At 65.2% G+C, this 17,994-nt stretch carries 15 protein-coding genes; 3 read left to right on the forward strand and 12 right to left on the reverse strand.

The features are described 5' to 3' along the window. Position 1: 1 nt before the first annotated feature. The 8 genes from U5805_RS20580 to U5805_RS20615 form a co-directional block, all read right to left on the reverse strand. Entirely contained in the window at positions 2–1,171 is a 1,170-nt protein-coding gene (locus U5805_RS20580) for an acyl-CoA dehydrogenase family protein (RefSeq protein ID WP_322105341.1), read from the reverse strand. Positions 1,172–1,234: 63 nt separating this feature from the next. Next, on the reverse strand, positions 1,235–1,891 hold the full coding sequence (locus tag U5805_RS20585; protein ID WP_322105342.1) for a methionine ABC transporter permease: 657 nt from the start codon (positions 1,889–1,891) through the stop codon (positions 1,235–1,237). Beyond that, positions 1,884–2,999 (reverse strand): methionine ABC transporter ATP-binding protein, encoded by a 1,116-nt coding sequence (locus tag U5805_RS20590; protein ID WP_322105343.1) that lies wholly within the window; start codon positions 2,997–2,999, stop codon positions 1,884–1,886. The genes U5805_RS20585 and U5805_RS20590 overlap by 8 nt, the downstream gene beginning before the upstream one ends. Positions 3,000–3,068: 69 nt before the next feature. Next, positions 3,069–3,905, reverse strand: coding sequence for a MetQ/NlpA family ABC transporter substrate-binding protein (locus U5805_RS20595; protein WP_415914636.1), 837 nt, complete (start codon positions 3,903–3,905; stop codon positions 3,069–3,071). A 243-nt stretch (positions 3,906–4,148) separates the two neighbouring features. After that, positions 4,149–5,696, reverse strand: coding sequence for an efflux transporter outer membrane subunit (locus tag U5805_RS20600; RefSeq protein ID WP_322105345.1), 1,548 nt, complete (start codon positions 5,694–5,696; stop codon positions 4,149–4,151). 12 nt (positions 5,697–5,708) lie between these two features. After that, entirely contained in the window at positions 5,709–8,894 is a 3,186-nt protein-coding gene (locus U5805_RS20605; RefSeq protein WP_322105346.1) for an efflux RND transporter permease subunit, read from the reverse strand. Positions 8,895–8,974: 80 nt separating this feature from the next. After that, positions 8,975–10,198, reverse strand: a complete 1,224-nt coding sequence (locus tag U5805_RS20610; RefSeq protein ID WP_322105347.1) for an efflux RND transporter periplasmic adaptor subunit — start codon at positions 10,196–10,198, stop codon at positions 8,975–8,977. 58 nt (positions 10,199–10,256) lie between these two features. After that, the gene (locus tag U5805_RS20615) at positions 10,257–11,129 is read right to left on the reverse strand and encodes an alpha/beta hydrolase (RefSeq protein ID WP_322105348.1); all 873 of its coding nucleotides are present in this window, start codon (positions 11,127–11,129) and stop codon (positions 10,257–10,259) included. A 184-nt stretch (positions 11,130–11,313) separates the two neighbouring features. On the opposite strand from U5805_RS20615, the gene U5805_RS20620 reads away from it, so the two are divergent. Next, complete coding sequence (locus U5805_RS20620; RefSeq protein WP_322105349.1) at positions 11,314–12,318, forward strand: LysR family transcriptional regulator; 1,005 nt, start codon at positions 11,314–11,316, stop codon at positions 12,316–12,318. 200 nt (positions 12,319–12,518) lie between these two features. Then, positions 12,519–12,794, forward strand: coding sequence for a DUF4148 domain-containing protein (locus tag U5805_RS20625; RefSeq protein ID WP_322105350.1), 276 nt, complete (start codon positions 12,519–12,521; stop codon positions 12,792–12,794). Positions 12,795–12,977: 183 nt separating this feature from the next. Here U5805_RS20625 and U5805_RS20630 read toward each other — a convergent pair whose 3' ends face one another. The 4 genes from U5805_RS20630 to U5805_RS20645 form a co-directional block, all read right to left on the reverse strand. Then, complete coding sequence (locus U5805_RS20630; RefSeq protein WP_322105351.1) at positions 12,978–13,883, reverse strand: cation diffusion facilitator family transporter; 906 nt, start codon at positions 13,881–13,883, stop codon at positions 12,978–12,980. Then, on the reverse strand, positions 13,880–14,947 hold the full coding sequence (gene selD / locus U5805_RS20635) for a selenide, water dikinase SelD (protein ID WP_322105352.1): 1,068 nt from the start codon (positions 14,945–14,947) through the stop codon (positions 13,880–13,882). The genes U5805_RS20630 and selD overlap by 4 nt, the downstream gene beginning before the upstream one ends. A gap of 65 nt (positions 14,948–15,012) precedes the next feature. Next, entirely contained in the window at positions 15,013–15,822 is an 810-nt protein-coding gene (locus U5805_RS20640; RefSeq protein ID WP_322105420.1) for an alpha/beta hydrolase, read from the reverse strand. Positions 15,823–15,830: 8 nt separating this feature from the next. Next, on the reverse strand, positions 15,831–16,868 hold the full coding sequence (locus U5805_RS20645; protein WP_322105353.1) for a M14 family zinc carboxypeptidase: 1,038 nt from the start codon (positions 16,866–16,868) through the stop codon (positions 15,831–15,833). A 274-nt stretch (positions 16,869–17,142) separates the two neighbouring features. On the opposite strand from U5805_RS20645, the gene phnC reads away from it, so the two are divergent. Then, the gene (gene phnC, locus U5805_RS20650) at positions 17,143–17,982 is read left to right on the forward strand and encodes a phosphonate ABC transporter ATP-binding protein (protein WP_322105354.1); all 840 of its coding nucleotides are present in this window, start codon (positions 17,143–17,145) and stop codon (positions 17,980–17,982) included. Positions 17,983–17,994: the final 12 nt, after the last annotated feature.

A 17,994-nucleotide genomic window follows, 5' to 3' on the forward strand; every position in this document is an offset into this window, starting at 1 on the left:
CTCAAGTGTACAGCGTCGGCTCCGGCAATTCTTGCGTGAGCGCGTGGCGGCCCACGTCGCGCAACCGGTAATCGAGCGGGTCGTGCAGCGTGTGTACGCGCGCGTTGCGCCAGAAGCGGTCGAGCGCGAGGCCGGCGTTGGTGGCACGCGCGCCGCAAGCGTCGAAGAGTTGCTCGCCGGTTTCGAGCGCGGCGCGATGCGCGACGATCTTGGCTTCGGAAATCGCCAGCGAAACTTCGGCGCGCGTGCCGGCGGCGAGCGATTCGCCCGCGTCCCACGCGGCGTCGAATTGCGCGGCCGCGCGATCGGCGAGCACGGCGGCGGCGAGCGACTGCACGCGCATTTCGCCAAAACGCTGCTGCAAATAAGGATCGTCGATAGCCCGCTTCACGCCCGAGTTGACCCACGCCCGCCCGTTCGCAAGCACGTAATCGCGCGCCTCTTCGAGCGCGCCTTCGGCCAACCCGACGAACAGATTCGTGAGCACGAGCTGCGAAACCAGCGTGCGCAGCGAAGCGCGCGGCGTGTTGGGGCGTTCGAGCACTTCGCGCGCATGCACCTGCACGTTGTCGAACGAAACGGTGCCGCTGTCGGTTTGACGCTGGCCGATGGGGTCCCAGTCGTCGTGAACGGTAATGCCCGCGCGCGTAGTGGGCACGACGGCGAATAGCGGATTGCCCGAGACCGGATCGTGCGCGCTCACCGTCATCATCTGCGAGCCGTACGTGCCCGAGCAAAAGCCTTTTTTGCCATGCAGACGCCAGCCTTCCTCGCGATCCGCCTGAGCCACCAGCCGCGTATCGAGCGGATTCACGGCGTTGCCCCACCACCAGCGATGCTCGACCGTGCCTTGCAGCCAGTTCGCGCGTTGCGCGGCATTGCCCCACAAATCGACGCTCGCGATCTGCAAACATTGAAAGCCGAGCAGATGCGCAAGCGCGCTGTCCACGCGCGCGATTGTGCGGATAATTGCGTAGACGTCGTGCCATTTCAGCGCGCCATCGTCGCGCCGCTGACTACGCTGACCGCCGAATTCGCGCGGCACCGCGATCGTGAGCAGACCGGCATCGGCGATCAAACGCTTTTCCGCCGCCGCGTGGCCGCCCGCGAGATCGCGTTGCGCGGCATTCGCGCGCAGCGCGTCGAGCAGCGTGCCGAGAGCTTCGTTCATACCTGTATTTCCCGCATAAAAAGCCTGATATCGCCGCCGCGCGTCATGCCCGCAAGCACGCGCTCACGTTCGCCGCAACAAGCGCCGCACGAGCCAATCGCCCACGAATTGCACGACCGCGACGATGGCGATCAGCAGCACGATGACCGTCACCATGACCGTCGTGTCGAAGCGCTGATAACCATAGCGTATCGCGAGATCGCCGAGACCGCCCGCGCCCACGGCGCCCGCCATTGCCGACGAGCCGATCATGGCGACCACGGTGATCGTGAAGCCGCCCAGCATGCCGGGCAACGCCTCGGGCAACAGCACATGCCAGATGATATGCCGGCGCCGCGCGCCCATGGCCTGCGCCGCCTCGATCAACCCGCGATCCACCTCGCGCAAGCTCACTTCGGCCACGCGCGCGAGAAACGGAATGGCCGCGATGGAAAGCGGCACCACGGCGGCCCACACGCCGATCGTCGTGCCCACGAGAAGGCGCGTGAGCGGCAACAGCGCCACGAGCAAAATGATGAAGGGCGTGGAGCGGAATGCGTTGACGAGCGCGCCCACCGTGGAATTGAGCGCGGGCCGTTCGAAAATGCCGCCGCGCGCGGTCGTGACGAGCAGCAACGCCAGCGGAATGCCGATCAGGAGTGCGAAGAATGCGGAAACGCCGACCATCAGCAATGTGTCGCGAATGCCGCCGATCAACTCCGAGATCCAGATATCAGACATAGCCGAGCACCTCCACGCGGCTCGCATGACGGCGCGCATCGCGCGCGAGCGCCGCGGCCTGGTCGGCGCTTTGCACCGGCGCCGACACGACGAGCCGTCCTTGCGCGTGTCCTTGAATCCGCTCGATGCCGCCGTGAACGAAACGCACGCCGTGTGCGCCGAACGCCCGGGCAAGCGCGGCGAGTTCCGGCTCCTCGTGGCTTTCGCCCGTGAAGCGCACGTCGAACAATGCCTGCGAATTGGCCTCGGGCACGGCGCGCAAACGCGCGGCCAGATCGTCGGGCAAGTCGTGGCCCGGCGTATGCAGCAGCGCGCGCGTGGCGTCGTGCTGCGGATTGCCGAACACGCGCCATACGGGCCCTTGCTCGACCACTTCGCCGCGCTCGATCACGGCCACCGTGTCGCACACGTCGCGTATCACTTCCATTTCGTGCGTGATGAGCACGATGGTCACGCCCAGACGTGCGTTGATGTCGCGTAGCAACGCAAGAATCGCGCGCGTGGTTTCGGGGTCGAGCGCCGAAGTCGCTTCGTCGCACAGCAGAATGTCGGGTTCGTGTACGAGCGCGCGCGCAATGCCCACGCGCTGCTTTTGCCCGCCGGAAAGCCGCGCGGGCCACGCGTCGCGACGCGCGCCAAGGCCCACCAGTTCGAGCAGCGCATCCACGCGCGCCTCGACGGCCGCCTTCGGCACGCCCGCTATCTTAAGCGGCAATGCGATATTCTCGCGCACTGTTTTGGCGGAAAGCAGATTGAAGTGCTGAAACACCATGCCGATACGCCGCCGCAACGGCACGAGCGCGCGTTCGTCGAGCGCGCCCACGTCGACGCCATTCACGCGCACGGCGCCGCTGGTCGGCTTTTCGAGGCCGTTCACGAGACGCAGCAGCGTGGACTTGCCCGCCCCGCTGCGCCCGATGATGCCGAACACCTCGCCGCGCCTGACTTCGAGATTCACGCCCGCCAGCGCCGCTTGCGCGCTGCCCGCGAACACCTTGCCGATGCCGTCGAACACCACCGCATGCTCCGGCGCCTGCGCACCGCGCGACGCCTCGCCCGCCGAAGGACTGGCCTCAATGAAGCGCGCCGCCCCGAACCATTTCATCATCGCCGCTCCTCGGATTCGCCCGTTCAACGAATCCGCTTCGTGATACTTCGCATAACCAACTATTTCGGCTTACCACGCCACCGCGTAGAGATTGCCGAACGCCTTGTCCAGTTCCTTCCGCACGGCCGGCGAATGCTGGTAAATGTCGATGAACTTGCGGATGCGCGGATCGTTCACGCTCTCGGGGCGCACCACGAATTGCAGCGCGAACGCCTTGTTTTCCACGCCGTCGAACAGCAGCGCGCTATTCGGATCGGCCGTGCCCGCAAGCTTGATGAAGCTCGGATAACCTTGCGCGAGATCCACGTCGTCGAGCGAGCGCGCGAGTTGCGACGCTTCCAGTTGCACGATCTTCAGGTGTTTGGGATTCGACACGATGTCGAGCGTGGTGGCGCGATAATCCACGCCCGGCTTGAGCTTGATGAGGCCCGCGCGTTGCAGCAGCAACAGCCCGCGGCCGCCGTTCACGGGGTCGTTGGCAATGGCCACCGTCGCGCCGTCTTTCAGGTCCTCGAAACGTTTGACCTTCTTCGAATAAAGCCCGATCTTCATGATCGTGCCCGGCGCGATCGCCACGAACTTGTAGCCGCCCTGCTTTTCGGCGTTTTCCAGAAACGGCGTGTGCTGGAAATAATTGACGTCGATATCTTTATTCGCGAGCGCGGCGTTCGGCGTGTTCCAGTCGGTGAATTCGATGATTTCCACGTCCACGCCCTGCGCTTTCGCCTCGCGCGCGGCTTCTTGCAACGCGGGGGTTTGCGGCGTGGTGGCAATGCCGATTTTGAGCGTCGGCGTGTCGGCATACGCGGCGAGCGAGCCTGCCGCGCAACCCACGGCCAACGCCGCGATCGCGCTCACACGCTGAATAAAAGAACGGCGCCCCTCGGCGCGCACGGCACGATTCATCGCTTTCCCCGAATGGAATGGCATGACGGTGAGGAGCGGCGCGACAGTGCCAACGACGAGAGCGTCGGCGCGCGGGCGGCGCCGCGCAGCCATCGCATGCGCTCCAGATGGGTCAGACGATGATAGAGGCGTGTTCGCGCGGGGTCTACGAACGGATTGCGCAAAGGAAATCGCGGCGTGCGATATGCGCGCGCCGGCTGAGGAAGCCGGCGCGCGAGGTACGTCTAGCGGTGCATGAAGCGCCTAGCGCGACGCCAGCGGTGCGGGCGGCGGCGCGGAAGGCGCTGCGCCGGCCGGCTTCGCGTCGCCCCAGCCGCCGCCGAGCGCGCGAATCAGGTTGACGGTCGCCACCGCCTGCGAGCCTTGCAACTGACTCGCCTGCAACTGCGAAACCAGCACCGAACGTTCGCTGTCGATCACGTTCAGATAGCTCACTTCGCCTTCGTCATATTGCGTGCGCGAGAGATGCGCCGAGCGTTGCGAAGCGTTCACGGCGTTGTTCTGCTCGCGAATCTGGTCGTCGAGCAAACGCAGGTCGGAGAGATTGTCCTCGACCTCGCGGAACGCCACGAGCACCTGCTGACGATACTGCGCCACGTCTTCGTCATACTTGCCGCGCGCCTGCGCGAGATTGGCCTTGCGGCGGCCGCCGTCGAAGATCGGCACCGAAAGCGCCGTGCCCGCGAGCGGACCGAGCAGGAACGCGCGGCTCGACCACATGAAGAGATCGCCCAGCGAAGCCGACTCGTAACCGAACGAGCCCGTGATGTCGAGCTTCGGGAAGAACGCCGACTTGGCGAGACCGACGCGCGCGTTCGCGGCGGCCATGGCGCGCTCGGCAGCGGCAATGTCGGGCCGGCGTTCGAGCAGCGTGGACGGCAAGCCCGCGGGCACCTGCACGAGCACCGGCGCGAGCGGCGTTTCCGGGAACGTGAAGTCGGCCGGCGCCTTGCCGAGCAGGATCGCGAGACTGTGCTCCGAAGCCGCGCGCTGACGCGCCACGCCCACGGCGTCGGCGCGCGCGCTCGCGAGTTCGTTGCGCGCCTGCGCGACGTCCAGCTCGCTGATATCGCCTTCCTTGAAGCGGCGCTCCACGAGCTTGAGCGCGTCCTCGCGCAACGTCACGGTGCGGCGATACAGATCGACGTCGCTGTCGAATTGACGCAACTGGAAGTAGTTCTGCGCAACATCGGCTTGCAGCGCCAGTTGCACGGAGCGGAACAGCGCCTCGCTTTGCTGCGCGTCGGCGCGCGCCGCATTCACGTTCGAACTCACGCGGCCGAACAGGTCGGCTTCATAACTCGTGGACGCCTGCGCGCGCCACAGCGTTTGCGTGGGCACGTGCGCGTTCTGCGGCAGATATTGCGAGGCCGGCGAGGGACGCTCGTAGGTCGGGCTGAAACCGGCGTCGAGCGTCGGGAACCACGAAGCGCGCGCGGCCTGCGTAACGGCGCGCGCCTGCTGCACGCGGGCCGCCGCCGCCTTCAAGTCCTGATTGGCCGCCAGCGCCTGTTCTTCGAGCTGGTCGAGCGTGGCGTCGCCGAACACGGTCCACCATTCGCCGCGGTGCGCGTCGTCGGCCGGTTGCGCGGTCGTCCAGTTGCCCACGTCGTGCGGGTCCGCGGACGTGCGCTGCGCTTCCTTGAACGCCGTGGGCACCGCCGCGTCAGGCACCTTGTAGGTCGGCTCGACCGAGCAGGCGGCGAGCCACGCGAACAGCGCCACGCTCGCCGCAATGCGCGCGAGTCGCCAGCCAGCGGGAACCGCCATCGAAACAGATTGGTTAGTCATGCTCATCATCCTTTATGCATCCGCCATCGAGCGCGGTTCGCGCACCGAGTCCTTCTGCGCGACGTGAATCTTGCCGCCCGCCAGCGTGCGCAGCACCACGTAGAACACCGGCGTGAGCAACAGGCCGAACGCGGTCACGCCGAGCATGCCGAAGAACACGGCGATACCCATGGCATGACGCATTTCCGCGCCCGCGCCCGTCGAGAGCACGAGCGGCACCACGCCCATGATGAACGCGATGGACGTCATCAGGATCGGACGCAGACGCAGGCGGCTCGCTTCAATCGCGGCGGAAAGCGGCGTATGGCCGTCATGCTCCAGTTCGCGCGCGAACTCCACGATCAGAATCGCGTTCTTCGAGGCCAGCCCCACGAGCACCATCAAACCGATCTGCGTGAAGATGTTGTTGTCGCCTTGCGTGAGCCACACGCCGGTCAACGCGCACAGCACGCTCATCGGCACGATCAGGATCACGGCCAGCGGCAGCGTGAGGCTTTCGTACAACGCGGCCAGCACGAGGAACACGAGCAGCACGCTGATCGGGAACACCCACAAGCCCGCATTGCCGGCCAGCACCTGCTGATACGTGAGGTCGGTCCATTCGAACTTCATGCCGCGCGGCAGCACTTCCGCCGCGATGCGTTCGGCCGCGGCCTGCGCCTGACCCGACGAGAATCCCGGCGCCGGGCCGCCGTTGATGTCCGCCGAGGTGTAGCCGTTGTAGCGCACCACCATTTCGGGGCCATACGTGGGCGAAACCGTGACGAGCGACGAGAGCGGCACCATGTCGCCGGCGGCGTTACGCGTCTTCAGTTGCAGGATGTCGTCGGCCTTCTGGCGGAACGGCGCATCGGCCTGCACGCGCACTTGATACACGCGCCCGAAGCGGTTGAAGTCGTTCACGTAGAGCGAGCCGAGATAAATCTGCATCGTTTCGAACACGTCCGTCACCGGCACGCCAAGCTGCTTCGCCTTGGTGCGGTCGAGATCGACATTCAGTTGCGGAACGTTGATCTGATAGTTCGTGAACGTGGGGCCCAGCTCCGGCGTTTGCGACGCGCGCTTGACGAAGTCCTGGGTCGCGCGATTGAGCGCCTCGTAACCCAATGCACCATGATCCTCCAGTTGCATCTTGAAGCCGCCGAGCGTGCCGAGCCCGAGCACCGGCGGCGGCGGGAACACGGCGACGAACGAGTCCTTGATGCCGGCGTATTGCTGATTCAGCGCGCCCGCAATCGCACCCGCCGAAAGCGCCTTGCCCTTGCGCTCCTTGAACGGCTTGAGCGTGACGAACACAATGCCCGCGCTCGAACTGTTCGTGAAGCCGTTCACCGAAAGGCCCGGGAACGCCACGGCGCTTTCCACGCCGGGCTGCTTCAACGCAATCGCGCTCATGTCGCGAATCACGTTTTCCGTGCGGTCCAGCGAAGCGCCGTTCGGCAACTGGGCGAATGCGATCAAATACTCCTTGTCCTGCGCGGGCACGAAACCGCCCGGCACGATGCGCGCCATCAATACCGTCGCGGCCACGAGCACGACATACACGCCGAGCATCACGCCCTTGCGGCGCAGCACGCCGTTCACGCCCCGGCCGTAGCTTTCCGAGCCGCGATGAAACACCTTGTTGAAGCGCCTGAAAAAGCCGCCCAGCACGCGGTTCATCGCACGCGTGAGCCAGTCCTCCTTCGCGTCGTGACCGCGCAACAGCAACGCCGAAAGCGCGGGCGAAAGCGTGAGCGAATTGAACGCCGAGATCACCGTGGAAATGGCGATGGTCATCGCGAACTGCTTGTAGAACTGCCCCGTGAGGCCGCTCATGAAAGCGAGCGGCACGAACACGGCCACGAGCGTGAGCGCGATGGCGATAATCGGCCCGCTCACTTCCTGCATGGCTTTATAGGTGGCGTCACGCGCGGATAAGCCGCTTTCGATGTTGCGCTCGACGTTCTCCACCACCACGATCGCGTCGTCGACCACGATGCCGATGGCGAGCACCATCCCGAACAACGACAACGCATTGATCGAGAACCCGAACGCCAGCAGCAGCGAGAACGTGCCGACGATGGAAACCGGCACCGCGATCAGCGGAATGATCGACGCGCGCCACGTTTGCAGGAACACGATCACCACGATCACGACCAGCGCGATGGCTTCGAGCAGCGTGTGGATCACCGCTTCGATACTCGAACGCACGAACTGCGTCGGGTCATAGACGATCTTGTAGTCCACGCCCGCGGGCATGTCCGCTTTCAGGTCCTTCATCGCCGCGCGCACCTGATCGGAAATCGCGAGCGAATTCGCACCCGGCGCCTGGTTGATCGCGAGCGCGACGGCGGGCTTGTTGTCGAGCAGCGAACGCAGGCCGTATTCCGAGGCCGAGAGTTCGATGCGCGCAATGTCGCGCAGATACGTCACGCCGCCGTCGGGATTCGTCTTGACGATGATGTTGCCGAACTCGCTTTCCGTGCGCAAGCGGCCGCGCGCGTTCACGTTCAACTGCAACGGCGTGCCCGGCACACTCGGCGAAGCGCCGATCACGCCCGCCGCCACCTGCACGTTCTGCTCGCGAATGGCGTTGACCACGTCCTGCGCGGTGAGATTGCGTTGCGCGACTTTCTGCGGGTCGAGCCAGATACGCATGGCGTAGTCGCCCGAGCCCCACAACTGCACTTCGCCCACGCCCTGAATGTTCGACAGACGGTCCTTCACGTTGAGCAACGCGTAGTTGCGCAAGTACGTCATGTCGTACTGGTTGTTCGGCGAAATCAGATGCACCACCATCGTGAGCGTGGGCGAGCTTTTGATCGTCGTGATGCCGAGGCGCTGCACGTCTTCGGGCAGACGCGGCAGCGCCTGATTCACGCGGTTTTGCACGAGCTGCGTGGCCTTGTCCGGATCGGTGCCGAGGCGGAACGTGACCGTGAGCGTGAGGTTGCCGTCGCTATTCGCCTGCGACTGCATGTACAGCATGTTCTCGACGCCGTTGATCTGTTCTTCTAGCGGCGCCGCCACCGTTTCGGCGATCACCTTCGGGTTCGCGCCGGGAAACTGCGCGTGGACCACCACCGAAGGCGGCACGACTTCCGGGTACTCGGAGATCGGCAACTGGAACAGCGCGATCACGCCGGCCAGCAGGATCAACACGGACAGCACGCCCGCGAAGATCGGCCGGTCGATGAAGAATTTCGAAATGTTCATGGGTTGCTCGTAGGCTTTAACACTTAGGGTTCCTTAGTGACGGCAAGGCGCACGCGGTAGCGGCGCGCGCCCTCATTTCGTCAGGACGTCTTCGTGCCTGCGTTGTTCTTCGCCGCCGCATTGGCGTCGGCGGCCGCATCGGCATCGGGGTCGCCGTTCATCGGCACCATGTGGGAGCGCACCGTTTCGCCCGGACGCACGCGCTGCGTGCCGTTGACGACGATGTTGTCGCCCGCCTTCAGGCCGCCCACGATCACGCGCAGATTGCCTTGCTGGCCGCCCGTCTGCACGATGCGGTACGCGATCTTGCCGCTGCCGTCCACGACATAGACGAACTTCTTGTCCTGGTCGGTGCCGATGGCGGCTTCGTCCACGAGCAGCGCCGGATGCGGGGCGCTGCCGCTCACCTTGATGCGCGCGTAGAGGCCCGGCACCAGCGCGCCGTCGGCGTTGTCGAAGCGGGCGCGCACGCGGATCGTGCCCGAGGCCGTGTCGAGACGGTTGTCCACCGACTCGATCGTGCCCGTGCGCGAATAGCCGCTTTCGTTCGCGAGCCCCAGTTCGACCGGCACCTTCGAGCCCACTTTCATGCGGCTGATGTAGTCGAGATAGGTTTGCTCGTCGGCGTCGAATTCCGCATAGATCGGCGAAACGGAAACCAGCGTCGTGAGCGGCGCCGAACTCGCGCCCGCGCTCACCACGTTGCCCACCGTGATTTCCGCGCGCGACACGCGGCCCGCCACCGGCGCCACGACGCGCGTGTAGCCGAGATTGATCTGCGCGGTTTCGAGCGCGGCCTGGGCGGCCTTCAGGTTCGCGGCGGCTTCGCGCGCGCCGTTCTGCTTCTCGTCGTAGTCGCGTTTGGCGATGGCGTTGTCACCAATCAGGCGCTGCGCGCGTTCCCAGTCGCTTTGCGCGTAACCCGAGCGCGCCTGCGCGGCGGCCACTTGCGCGGCGGCCTGATCGACGGCGGCCTGATACGGGCGCGGGTCGATCACGAAAAGCGTGTCGCCCTTCTTCACGAGTGCGCCGTCGCGGAAGTTGACCGAGACGATGGTGCCCGAAACCTGCGGACGTATGTCCACTTTCTCGACGGCGGCCATGCGGCCCGAGTAGTTTTGCCAGTCCGTGACCGTGCGATTGACCACGGCGGCAACATCGACTTCGGGCGCGGGCGGTGCTTCGGCGGCCACGGCCGGATGCGAGTCGAGGCGGATCGCGCCAAACGTGCCGAGACCCGCGACCACGAGCACGCCGAGCACCGCGAGCGCGATACGTGAGCGGTTTTGCGAAAGAAGTGACATGTCGGACTCCAGAAAATAGTGGTTGATTGTTCTTGACTGGTTCGGTCGCGCTACGGCGTCAGCATTGCGCGCTGGCGTCGAAGCAACATTGGAAAAAGCGCACCGCTTCGCTCAGCGCGTTCGTGTGCGCGGCGAGATTCGCGTGCGAAACGCTCGGATAACGCACCACTTGGGTGCGCACGCCGGCATCGATGAGGCGGCTCGCGTACTTCTCCGCCTCGATATGCAACACGTCGTTCTGCGCGGTGACGATCAGCGTGGGCGGCAAACCCGCGAGCCGCCGCGATTCGAGCGGAGCGGCATACGGGTGCATGCGCTGCGCCGCTTCGGGCAGATACGCGCGATAGCACGCCGCGCATTCGCTCGCGGTGATGTCGGAACCGAGCCGCGCTTCGTCGCCGAGCCGCGTGAGGCTCGGATCGAGCATGGGCGCAAACAGCGCTTGCGCCGCGAGCTTCACGTCGCCGCGATCGCGACCCATGAACGCGAGCACGTTGGCGATCTGGCCGCCCGCGTCGTGGCCGGCCGCGAGCAGGCGCTTCGCATTGCCGCCGAAGGCGCGCGCCCGCGTGATCGCCCAGAGCGCCGCGCGATGCGCGTCCTCGGGCGCGGCCGGAAACGGATACTGCGGCGCGAGCGAATATCCCACGCTCACCACGAGCGCCGGTAAGCGCTCTGCGAAAAACCGCGCGGCCGGCTCCGCTTCCTCGATCGAGCCGCGCACGAAGCCGCCGCCGTGGAAATACAGCAACACCGGCAAGCCGCTCGCGCCTTCGGGCCGATACACGCGCAACTGAATTTGCCGCGCATGACCTTCGATCAGCACGTCGGTGGCGACGAGGCCGTGCGCGGCGGGAGCCGGGGCTTGCCCCGCCGTGCGGGCCGTCTCTTCGACGGAAATCGACGACAGCGGGCGTTTAAAGACATCCATGTCAAATCGGCGCAATGCGCGAGAGTAGATTCGAATGGTGCGAATTGTGGGTTCGGCAGACTTGCAAATAAATGCCTATAATCCGGCAACACAATTCGGCGCACCTGAACAATCTGTCTCTATTCGCGCGCACGCCGGGCTTTCGCGTATGCGCCAGGCGCCGAATTCTTTTCGGAGAGTGGCAATGGATCGCCTTCAGGCCATGCAGGTGTTCACCCGCGTCGTCGATACCAACAGCTTCACGCGCGCAGCGGAAACGCTCGACATGCCGCGCGCTTCGGTCACGACGATCATTCAGAACCTCGAAGCGTTTCTCGGCGTGCGCCTCATGCATCGCACGACGCGCCGCCTCTCGCTCACGCCCGACGGCGCGGCGTATTACGAGCGTTGCGTGCGCATTCTCGCCGACGTCGACGAAACCGAACAGACGTTCCAGGACCGCAACCGCAAGCCGCACGGCAAGTTGCGCATCGACATGCCGGGCTCGATCGGGCGGCTCATCGTGATTCCTTCGTTGTGCGAATTCCACGAGCGCTACCCCGACATCGACCTGCAACTCGGCTTGACTGACCGTCCGGTCGATCTGCTTCAGGAAGGCGTGGATTGCGTGGTGCGTGTGGGCGCGTTGCAGGATTCGTCGCTCGTGGCGCGCAGAATCGGCTTGTTCGAAGGGGTTTCGTGCGCCGCGCCCGCGTATCTGGAGAAGCACGGCACGCCGCGCACGCTCGAGGAACTCGAAAATCACCGCGCCGTGAATTATTTTTCGAGCCGCACGGGCCGCATCATCGACTGGGCGTTTCTGGTCGACAACAAGGAAGTCGAGGTCAAGCTCAAGAGCGTCGTTTCGGTGAACGATGCCGACGCGTACGTGACGTGCGGGCTCGAAGGCTTCGGCCTGATTCAGGCGCCGCGCTACATGGTGCTGCCGCATCTGCGTTCGGGCCAGCTCGTGGAAGTGCTGCCCGACATCAAGCCGCTGCCCATGCCGATTTCGGCCGTGTACCCGCACAGCCGTCATCTGTCACCGAAAGTGCGTGTATTCGTGGACTGGATTGCCGAAGTGTTCGACCGCTGTCCGCTGCTGAGCGGCCGCGCCTCGCTCGACAAAGCCTGCACGCTGCGCACGCTCGAAGAACGCGAATCGGCGCCCGCGCTCGAAACACCGGTTATTTCCGAATGGGCCGCCTGAAAGCGCCGCGCGCCCCGAGCGTTTGAATTCGCTGAAAGGCCCTTCGGCAAGGGCTTTCAGCGGAATTCACACTTCGATTGTTTTGGAATTTCGACAATTCCTTTCGCGATTGAGCGGTTTATCGCGAACTCACGGAAGCCTACATTTGCACCTGTCGCAGCGCGGCACACCACGCGCCGCGCCTCATACAGGAGCAAATCATGAAACGCACTCTCGCAACCGCAATCGGCGCCACGCTGGTTTTCTCTCTCTCCGCCAGCGCTTCGGCGTTCGCCCAATCGACCGACACGAACGCGCCGAAAACGCGTGCCGAAGTGAAGGCCGAAGTGGTCGCCGCTTACCGTGACGGTACGCTGCCTTCGCTCAACAAGACCAGTTATCCCGAGCAAAGCCTGATCGGCCGCACGCAGGCGCAACGCATCGCACGCCAGGAGCAACGCGCGCAAGCGACCAGCGTGGCGCGCGCCGGCGACTAATTTCGCCGCCCGGATCTTTCCGTGCTTCGACAACAGTTAGGAGTCCGTCATGAAACCTTCCGAACTCGATCACTGGGACAACACCACGCCCGTGTGGACACCGTTTCGGCATTGATAGCGGTCTGCCGAAATAAAAAAACCCGGCGGTTTGAATACCGCCGGGTTTTCGATTCGCCGCCGAATTTATCGCTTCACGAAATCCGGTTCGAAAAACACCCATCGCACCACGGGAAAGTGCGCCTGCAAGGCGGCCTCGATCTCGTTGATGGCTTCGACCATCGTGCGGCTGTGGTCGTAGTCGATCATCTCGCACTGCACGGCCACCATCACTTCCTTGCCCCATTGCAGCGTAATCAGGCTGATGATGGCGCGAATCTCGGGACGCGCGCGCAGGAACGCTTCGATATCGCGGCGCATTTCCGGGCTGGCCGATTCGCCGACGATCATCGACTTCACTTCGCGCGCCACCGCCAGCGCAATCAGCATGAGCAACACGCCGATCGCGATGGAGCCGCACGCGTCCCATACCGGATTGCCGGTAATGACCGTAAGCAGCACGGCGACAAACGCAATCGCGAGACCCGCGAGCGCGGCGATATCTTCGCCGGCCACGACGAGCAAATCGGAGTCGCGCGTTTCGCGAAACCATCGCCATAGCGATTTGTCCGGCGTGCCCTTGCGTATCTCGCGTATCGCGCCGTAAAGCGAAAGCGCCTCCAGCACGACCGAAATGCCGAGCACGCCCAGCGCCACATACACGTATTGCAGCGGTTCGCGCGCGATCAGCCGATGAATGCCTTCGTAGACGGAAAACGCGCCGCCCACGAAAAACAGCAGCAACGCCACGAGCAGCGAGTAGAAGTTGATCGCGCGGCCGGTGCCCATCGGGTGCAGCGGCGAAGGCGGTTCGCGCGACTGGCGCAAGCCGAGCAGCAACAGCAGTTGGTTGCCGCAATCGGCCGTGGAGTGAATCGCTTCGGCGAACATCGACCCCGAGCCGGTGAACGCCGCGGCCGCGTACTTGCAAACGGCAATGCCGAGGTTGGCGGCGAGCGCGTAGAAAATAGCTTTCGGCGACTCTCCGCTCATACGACCTCGACGCGCGCCGCGCCTTCGCTCAACGCTCCAATCACGCACGCTTGAGCGAACCCGTCGGCGTGGAAAATCGCGAGCACGTCGTTCACGCTTTCCGGTGCGCACGCCACGAGCAAGCCGCCCGAGGTTTGCGGATCGGTCAGCAACGCGCGCGCGCGCTCCGGCAACGCGGGTGCGAGCGTGACGGCGTCGCCGTAGGAGGTCCAGTTGCGGCCCGAGGCGCCCGTCAACACGCCGTCGTCCACGAACTTCTGCACGCCCGGCAGCCACGGCAATTCCGCGTAATGCACGCGCGCCGTGAGATTCGCGCCGCGCGCGATTTCCAGCGTATGGCCGAGCAGGCCGAAACCGGTCACGTCGGTCATCGCATGCACGCCGGGCAATTCGCCGAGCGCCGCGCCTGGCTTGTTGAGCATCGTTGCGGCCGCAACCATCGCCTTGTAGCCTTCGTCGCCGAGCACTTCCTTCTTGAGCGCCGCCGAAAGCACGCCCACGCCGAGCGGCTTGCCGAGCACGAGCACGTCGCCCGCGCGCGCCGACGCATTGCGCTTCACACGCTCGGGATGCACGATGCCGAGCGCCGCCAGGCCGTAGATCGGCTCCACCGAGTCGATCGAATGGCCGCCCGCAACGGGAATGCCGGCCGCCGCGCACACGTCCTCGCCGCCGCGCAGCACTTGCGCGATCACGTCGTGCGGCAATACGTTGATCGGCATGCCCACGAGCGCGAGCGCGAGAATCGGCTTGCCGCCCATCGCATAGACGTCGGAAAGCGCGTTGGTCGCGGCGATGCGGCCGAAGTCGTACGGGTCGTCGACGATCGGCATGAAGAAGTCGGTGGTCGCGACGATGGCCTGCTCGTCGTTGAGTTTGTAGACGGCGGCGTCGTCGGCGGTTTCGGTGCCGACCAGCAGATTCGGGAACGTGGCGGTGAGCGGCGTGGCGCGCGCGAGCAGTGCGGAAAGCACGCCCGGCGCGATCTTGCAGCCGCAGCCGCCGCCGTGCGAAAGGCTCGTGAGGCGCGGCACCGCGGCGCCGATGGCGGGAATGTCGTTCATGTCGGAAATCGTCCTGAAAGTGCCAGATGAATCTGCCTATTATGGGGCAATCGCCCGCGCGGCGATCAACGCGTGCCGGGCGGCGCGAACGGCGCGGGCGGCGCACTGTCGAGCGCACTGTCGAGCGCAACGTCGAGCGTACTGTCGAGCGCGGCGGCGAGCCAGGCGGGGTCGTCGTGCGGCAGATCGTGGCCGGCCCCCGGATGCTCGACGTGCGGCGCGTGCCACGCGCGCGCAAGCCGCAGCGAACACACGGGGTTCACAAGACGATCGGCGCGGGAAGAAACGATCAGCACGCTGCATGCCGGAACGCCCCGCACCACGTAGTGCGCCGCCGCCGCGAGCTGCCGCAGCGCGTTCGCGCGGCTCACGCGCGCGCTCCCGCGAATCGCGCGCCAGGCGGCAAGATCGGCGGACAGCGTGTCGCTGCGCGCGCACGTCAAACGGTGGATCAGCGTTTCCGCAGCGTCGTCTCGGTCGGCGCCGCCCCAATGGCGCGCCACGCGCAGCAGCGTGCCCCACGCCGAAGGACGCAAACGCTCGGGCGCGCGGCTATAGGGTCGCATGCTCGTATTCACGAGCACCAGTTGCGCGATTTCATGCGGATAACGCAACGCCCACGCGGTGGCCACCATGCCGCCGAGCGACATCGCCAGCACGCGATACGGCGGCTTTGCGCCCTGCCGCTGCGTCGCGGCTCTCACGGCATCGACATAAGTCTCCACGTTCAGCGGCGATGCGATGTGTGCATACGCACCGTTGCCGGGCAGGTCGATCACCGATGCACCGCCGCGCTCCTCAAGCCAAGCGGGGAATTCGCCCCAGTGGCGCGATTCGCGCGTGAGTCCGCGCAGCAAAATCCACGGCGTGTTCATGCCGGCCATTACGCGCCCGGCTTCTGATACCAGTGACCGATCGCGCTTTGCAGCACCTGCTCTCGCGTCACGCCCTCGGGCAACCAGCGCGGCGCGGAATACGCGGCGCGCGTGAGAAAGTCGAACAGATTCGCGTGACGCCGCAACACGCGCGCGGTGCGATGCTGCATGACCGGATTGAACATGCCCTGGCGCGAAAAAAGCTGCCGCGGGTTTTTCTTGATCCACAGCCACGAACCGAGTTCGAGCGTGAGCGGCAGAAAAACATGACTCGCGGGCGCCCGATCGTACGCGCAATCCCAGAGATCGCCGTGCAGCAGATATTGATGGCTTTGCGGCTCGAACGTGTAGCCATGATGCGGATGCGCACGCTCGAACATGGTCTTGAGTACGAACATTTCCGGCAGATGACGCATCAGGCGGCGCGTGCGCGCGTAGGGAAACCAGATGCTGTCGCTCCAGCCGTAACCGGAATGACAGTCGAGCGCAAACGAAAGCGGGCGCGGAGCCAGTTCTTCGGCAACGATCTTGAGGAGCGCGTTCGCCTCCACTTCCATCGGGCCGCCGCGCCGGCCGCGATACCACGGCAGCCACGACCCCAGGCGCTGACCGCCCGCGAGAAACGGTACGCGCGCGTCGGCGTCTTGCGGCGCGTTGCGCATGAGGTCGACGCCGTTCGGATTCGCGCGCGTGGCAAGCCACATGCCGCCGGGGTTCAGAATGGGCGCGAGCACGATACGCACTTTTTCGAGCTGTTGCATTAACAACTCGTCCCACGCGAGGCGGCCCACGAGTGCGCGCATGTAGTCGAGCACCAGTTGCGAGCCGATGCGTTCGAGGCCATGTATGCCGCCGAAAAACCCGATCGCGGGCGCAGCCGGATCGCGCGAGCCGATCGACGCCGTGTAGAGCGAGAACGCGCGCCCGCGCACTTCCACTTCGCCCGCGCTGCGTATGTCGAACCAGCGCGCGCCGGCGTCGAGGATCGACTTGAGATCCTCGTATTCGGCGAAGCTGTCGGGCAGAAAGCTCAGTGCCTGGCGCATGCGGCTCATTGTGACGAGTGTCGGCGTTTCGCGGGCGCGTGTGTCGGCAATAAGTCAGCGGAACCAGGGACAGCACGCGCAATTCATCAATATATCCGCTTCGCACGGATTTGCGCGTGACACGTTTTTGGCGTCACGCGACTGTCACATCGCGGCCGCCCGGCCGTGCCTCACAGCCATTTCAAACGTGTAGTCGTCTAGACGTCGCGACACCTTCACTCAACCGTCACAGTCGCTTCCTAGAATGGCTTCGACTTCAACGCGACGGATTGTTATGAACGCTGCCATGGACGCCATTCGCATCGAGCGGCTCTCGAAAAGTTTCGACGGGGGCCGCAAGGCGCTCGATGAAATCGACCTGCGCGTGGGCGCGGGCGAGATGGTTGCGCTGATCGGCGCATCGGGCTCGGGAAAATCGACGCTGTTGCGCCACATCGCGGGCTTCACGGCTTCCGACCCGCAACCGTCGCGCATCGACATCCTCGGCCGCCCGATCCAGCAGGACGGCCGCGTGGTGCGCGAAGTGCGCCGCATTCGCCGCGACATCGGCTTCGTGTTCCAGCAGTTCAATCTGGTACACCGGCTCACGGTGGAAACCAACGTGCTGATCGGCGCGCTTTCGCGCATGCCGTTGTGGCGCCGTTTGACGGGCCGCTTCACGCGCGCCGAACGCGAACTTGCCCTTGCGGCGCTGGGCGAGGTGGGTATCGCGCACAAGGCGGCGCAGCGCGCGGCCAATCTTTCAGGCGGACAGCAGCAACGCGCGGCGCTTGCCCGCGCGCTCGTGCAGCGTGCGCGCCTGATCCTCGCCGACGAACCGATCGCTTCGCTCGACCCCGAGTCGTCGCGCCGCGTGATGGACATGCTGCAAATGCTCAATCGCGAGCACGGCCTCACCGTGCTCGTTTCGCTGCATCAAGTGGATATCGCCATGCAATATTGCCCGCGCACGGTCGCGTTGCGCGACGGGCGCGTGGTGTACGACGGCGCTTCTTCCGCGCTCACGCCCGCGCTGCTGCAACAGCTTTACGGCACGGCCGCGCGCGAATTGCTCGAACCGAACGCCAGGGCCGCATCGGCACAGCGCTTCGGCGCACAGCCGCGCGCGGCCTGATTGATTCCGGAC

The sequence above is a fragment of the Paraburkholderia sp. J41 genome, from assembly GCF_905220235.1.
Classification (GTDB): Bacteria; Pseudomonadota; Gammaproteobacteria; order Burkholderiales; family Burkholderiaceae; genus Paraburkholderia.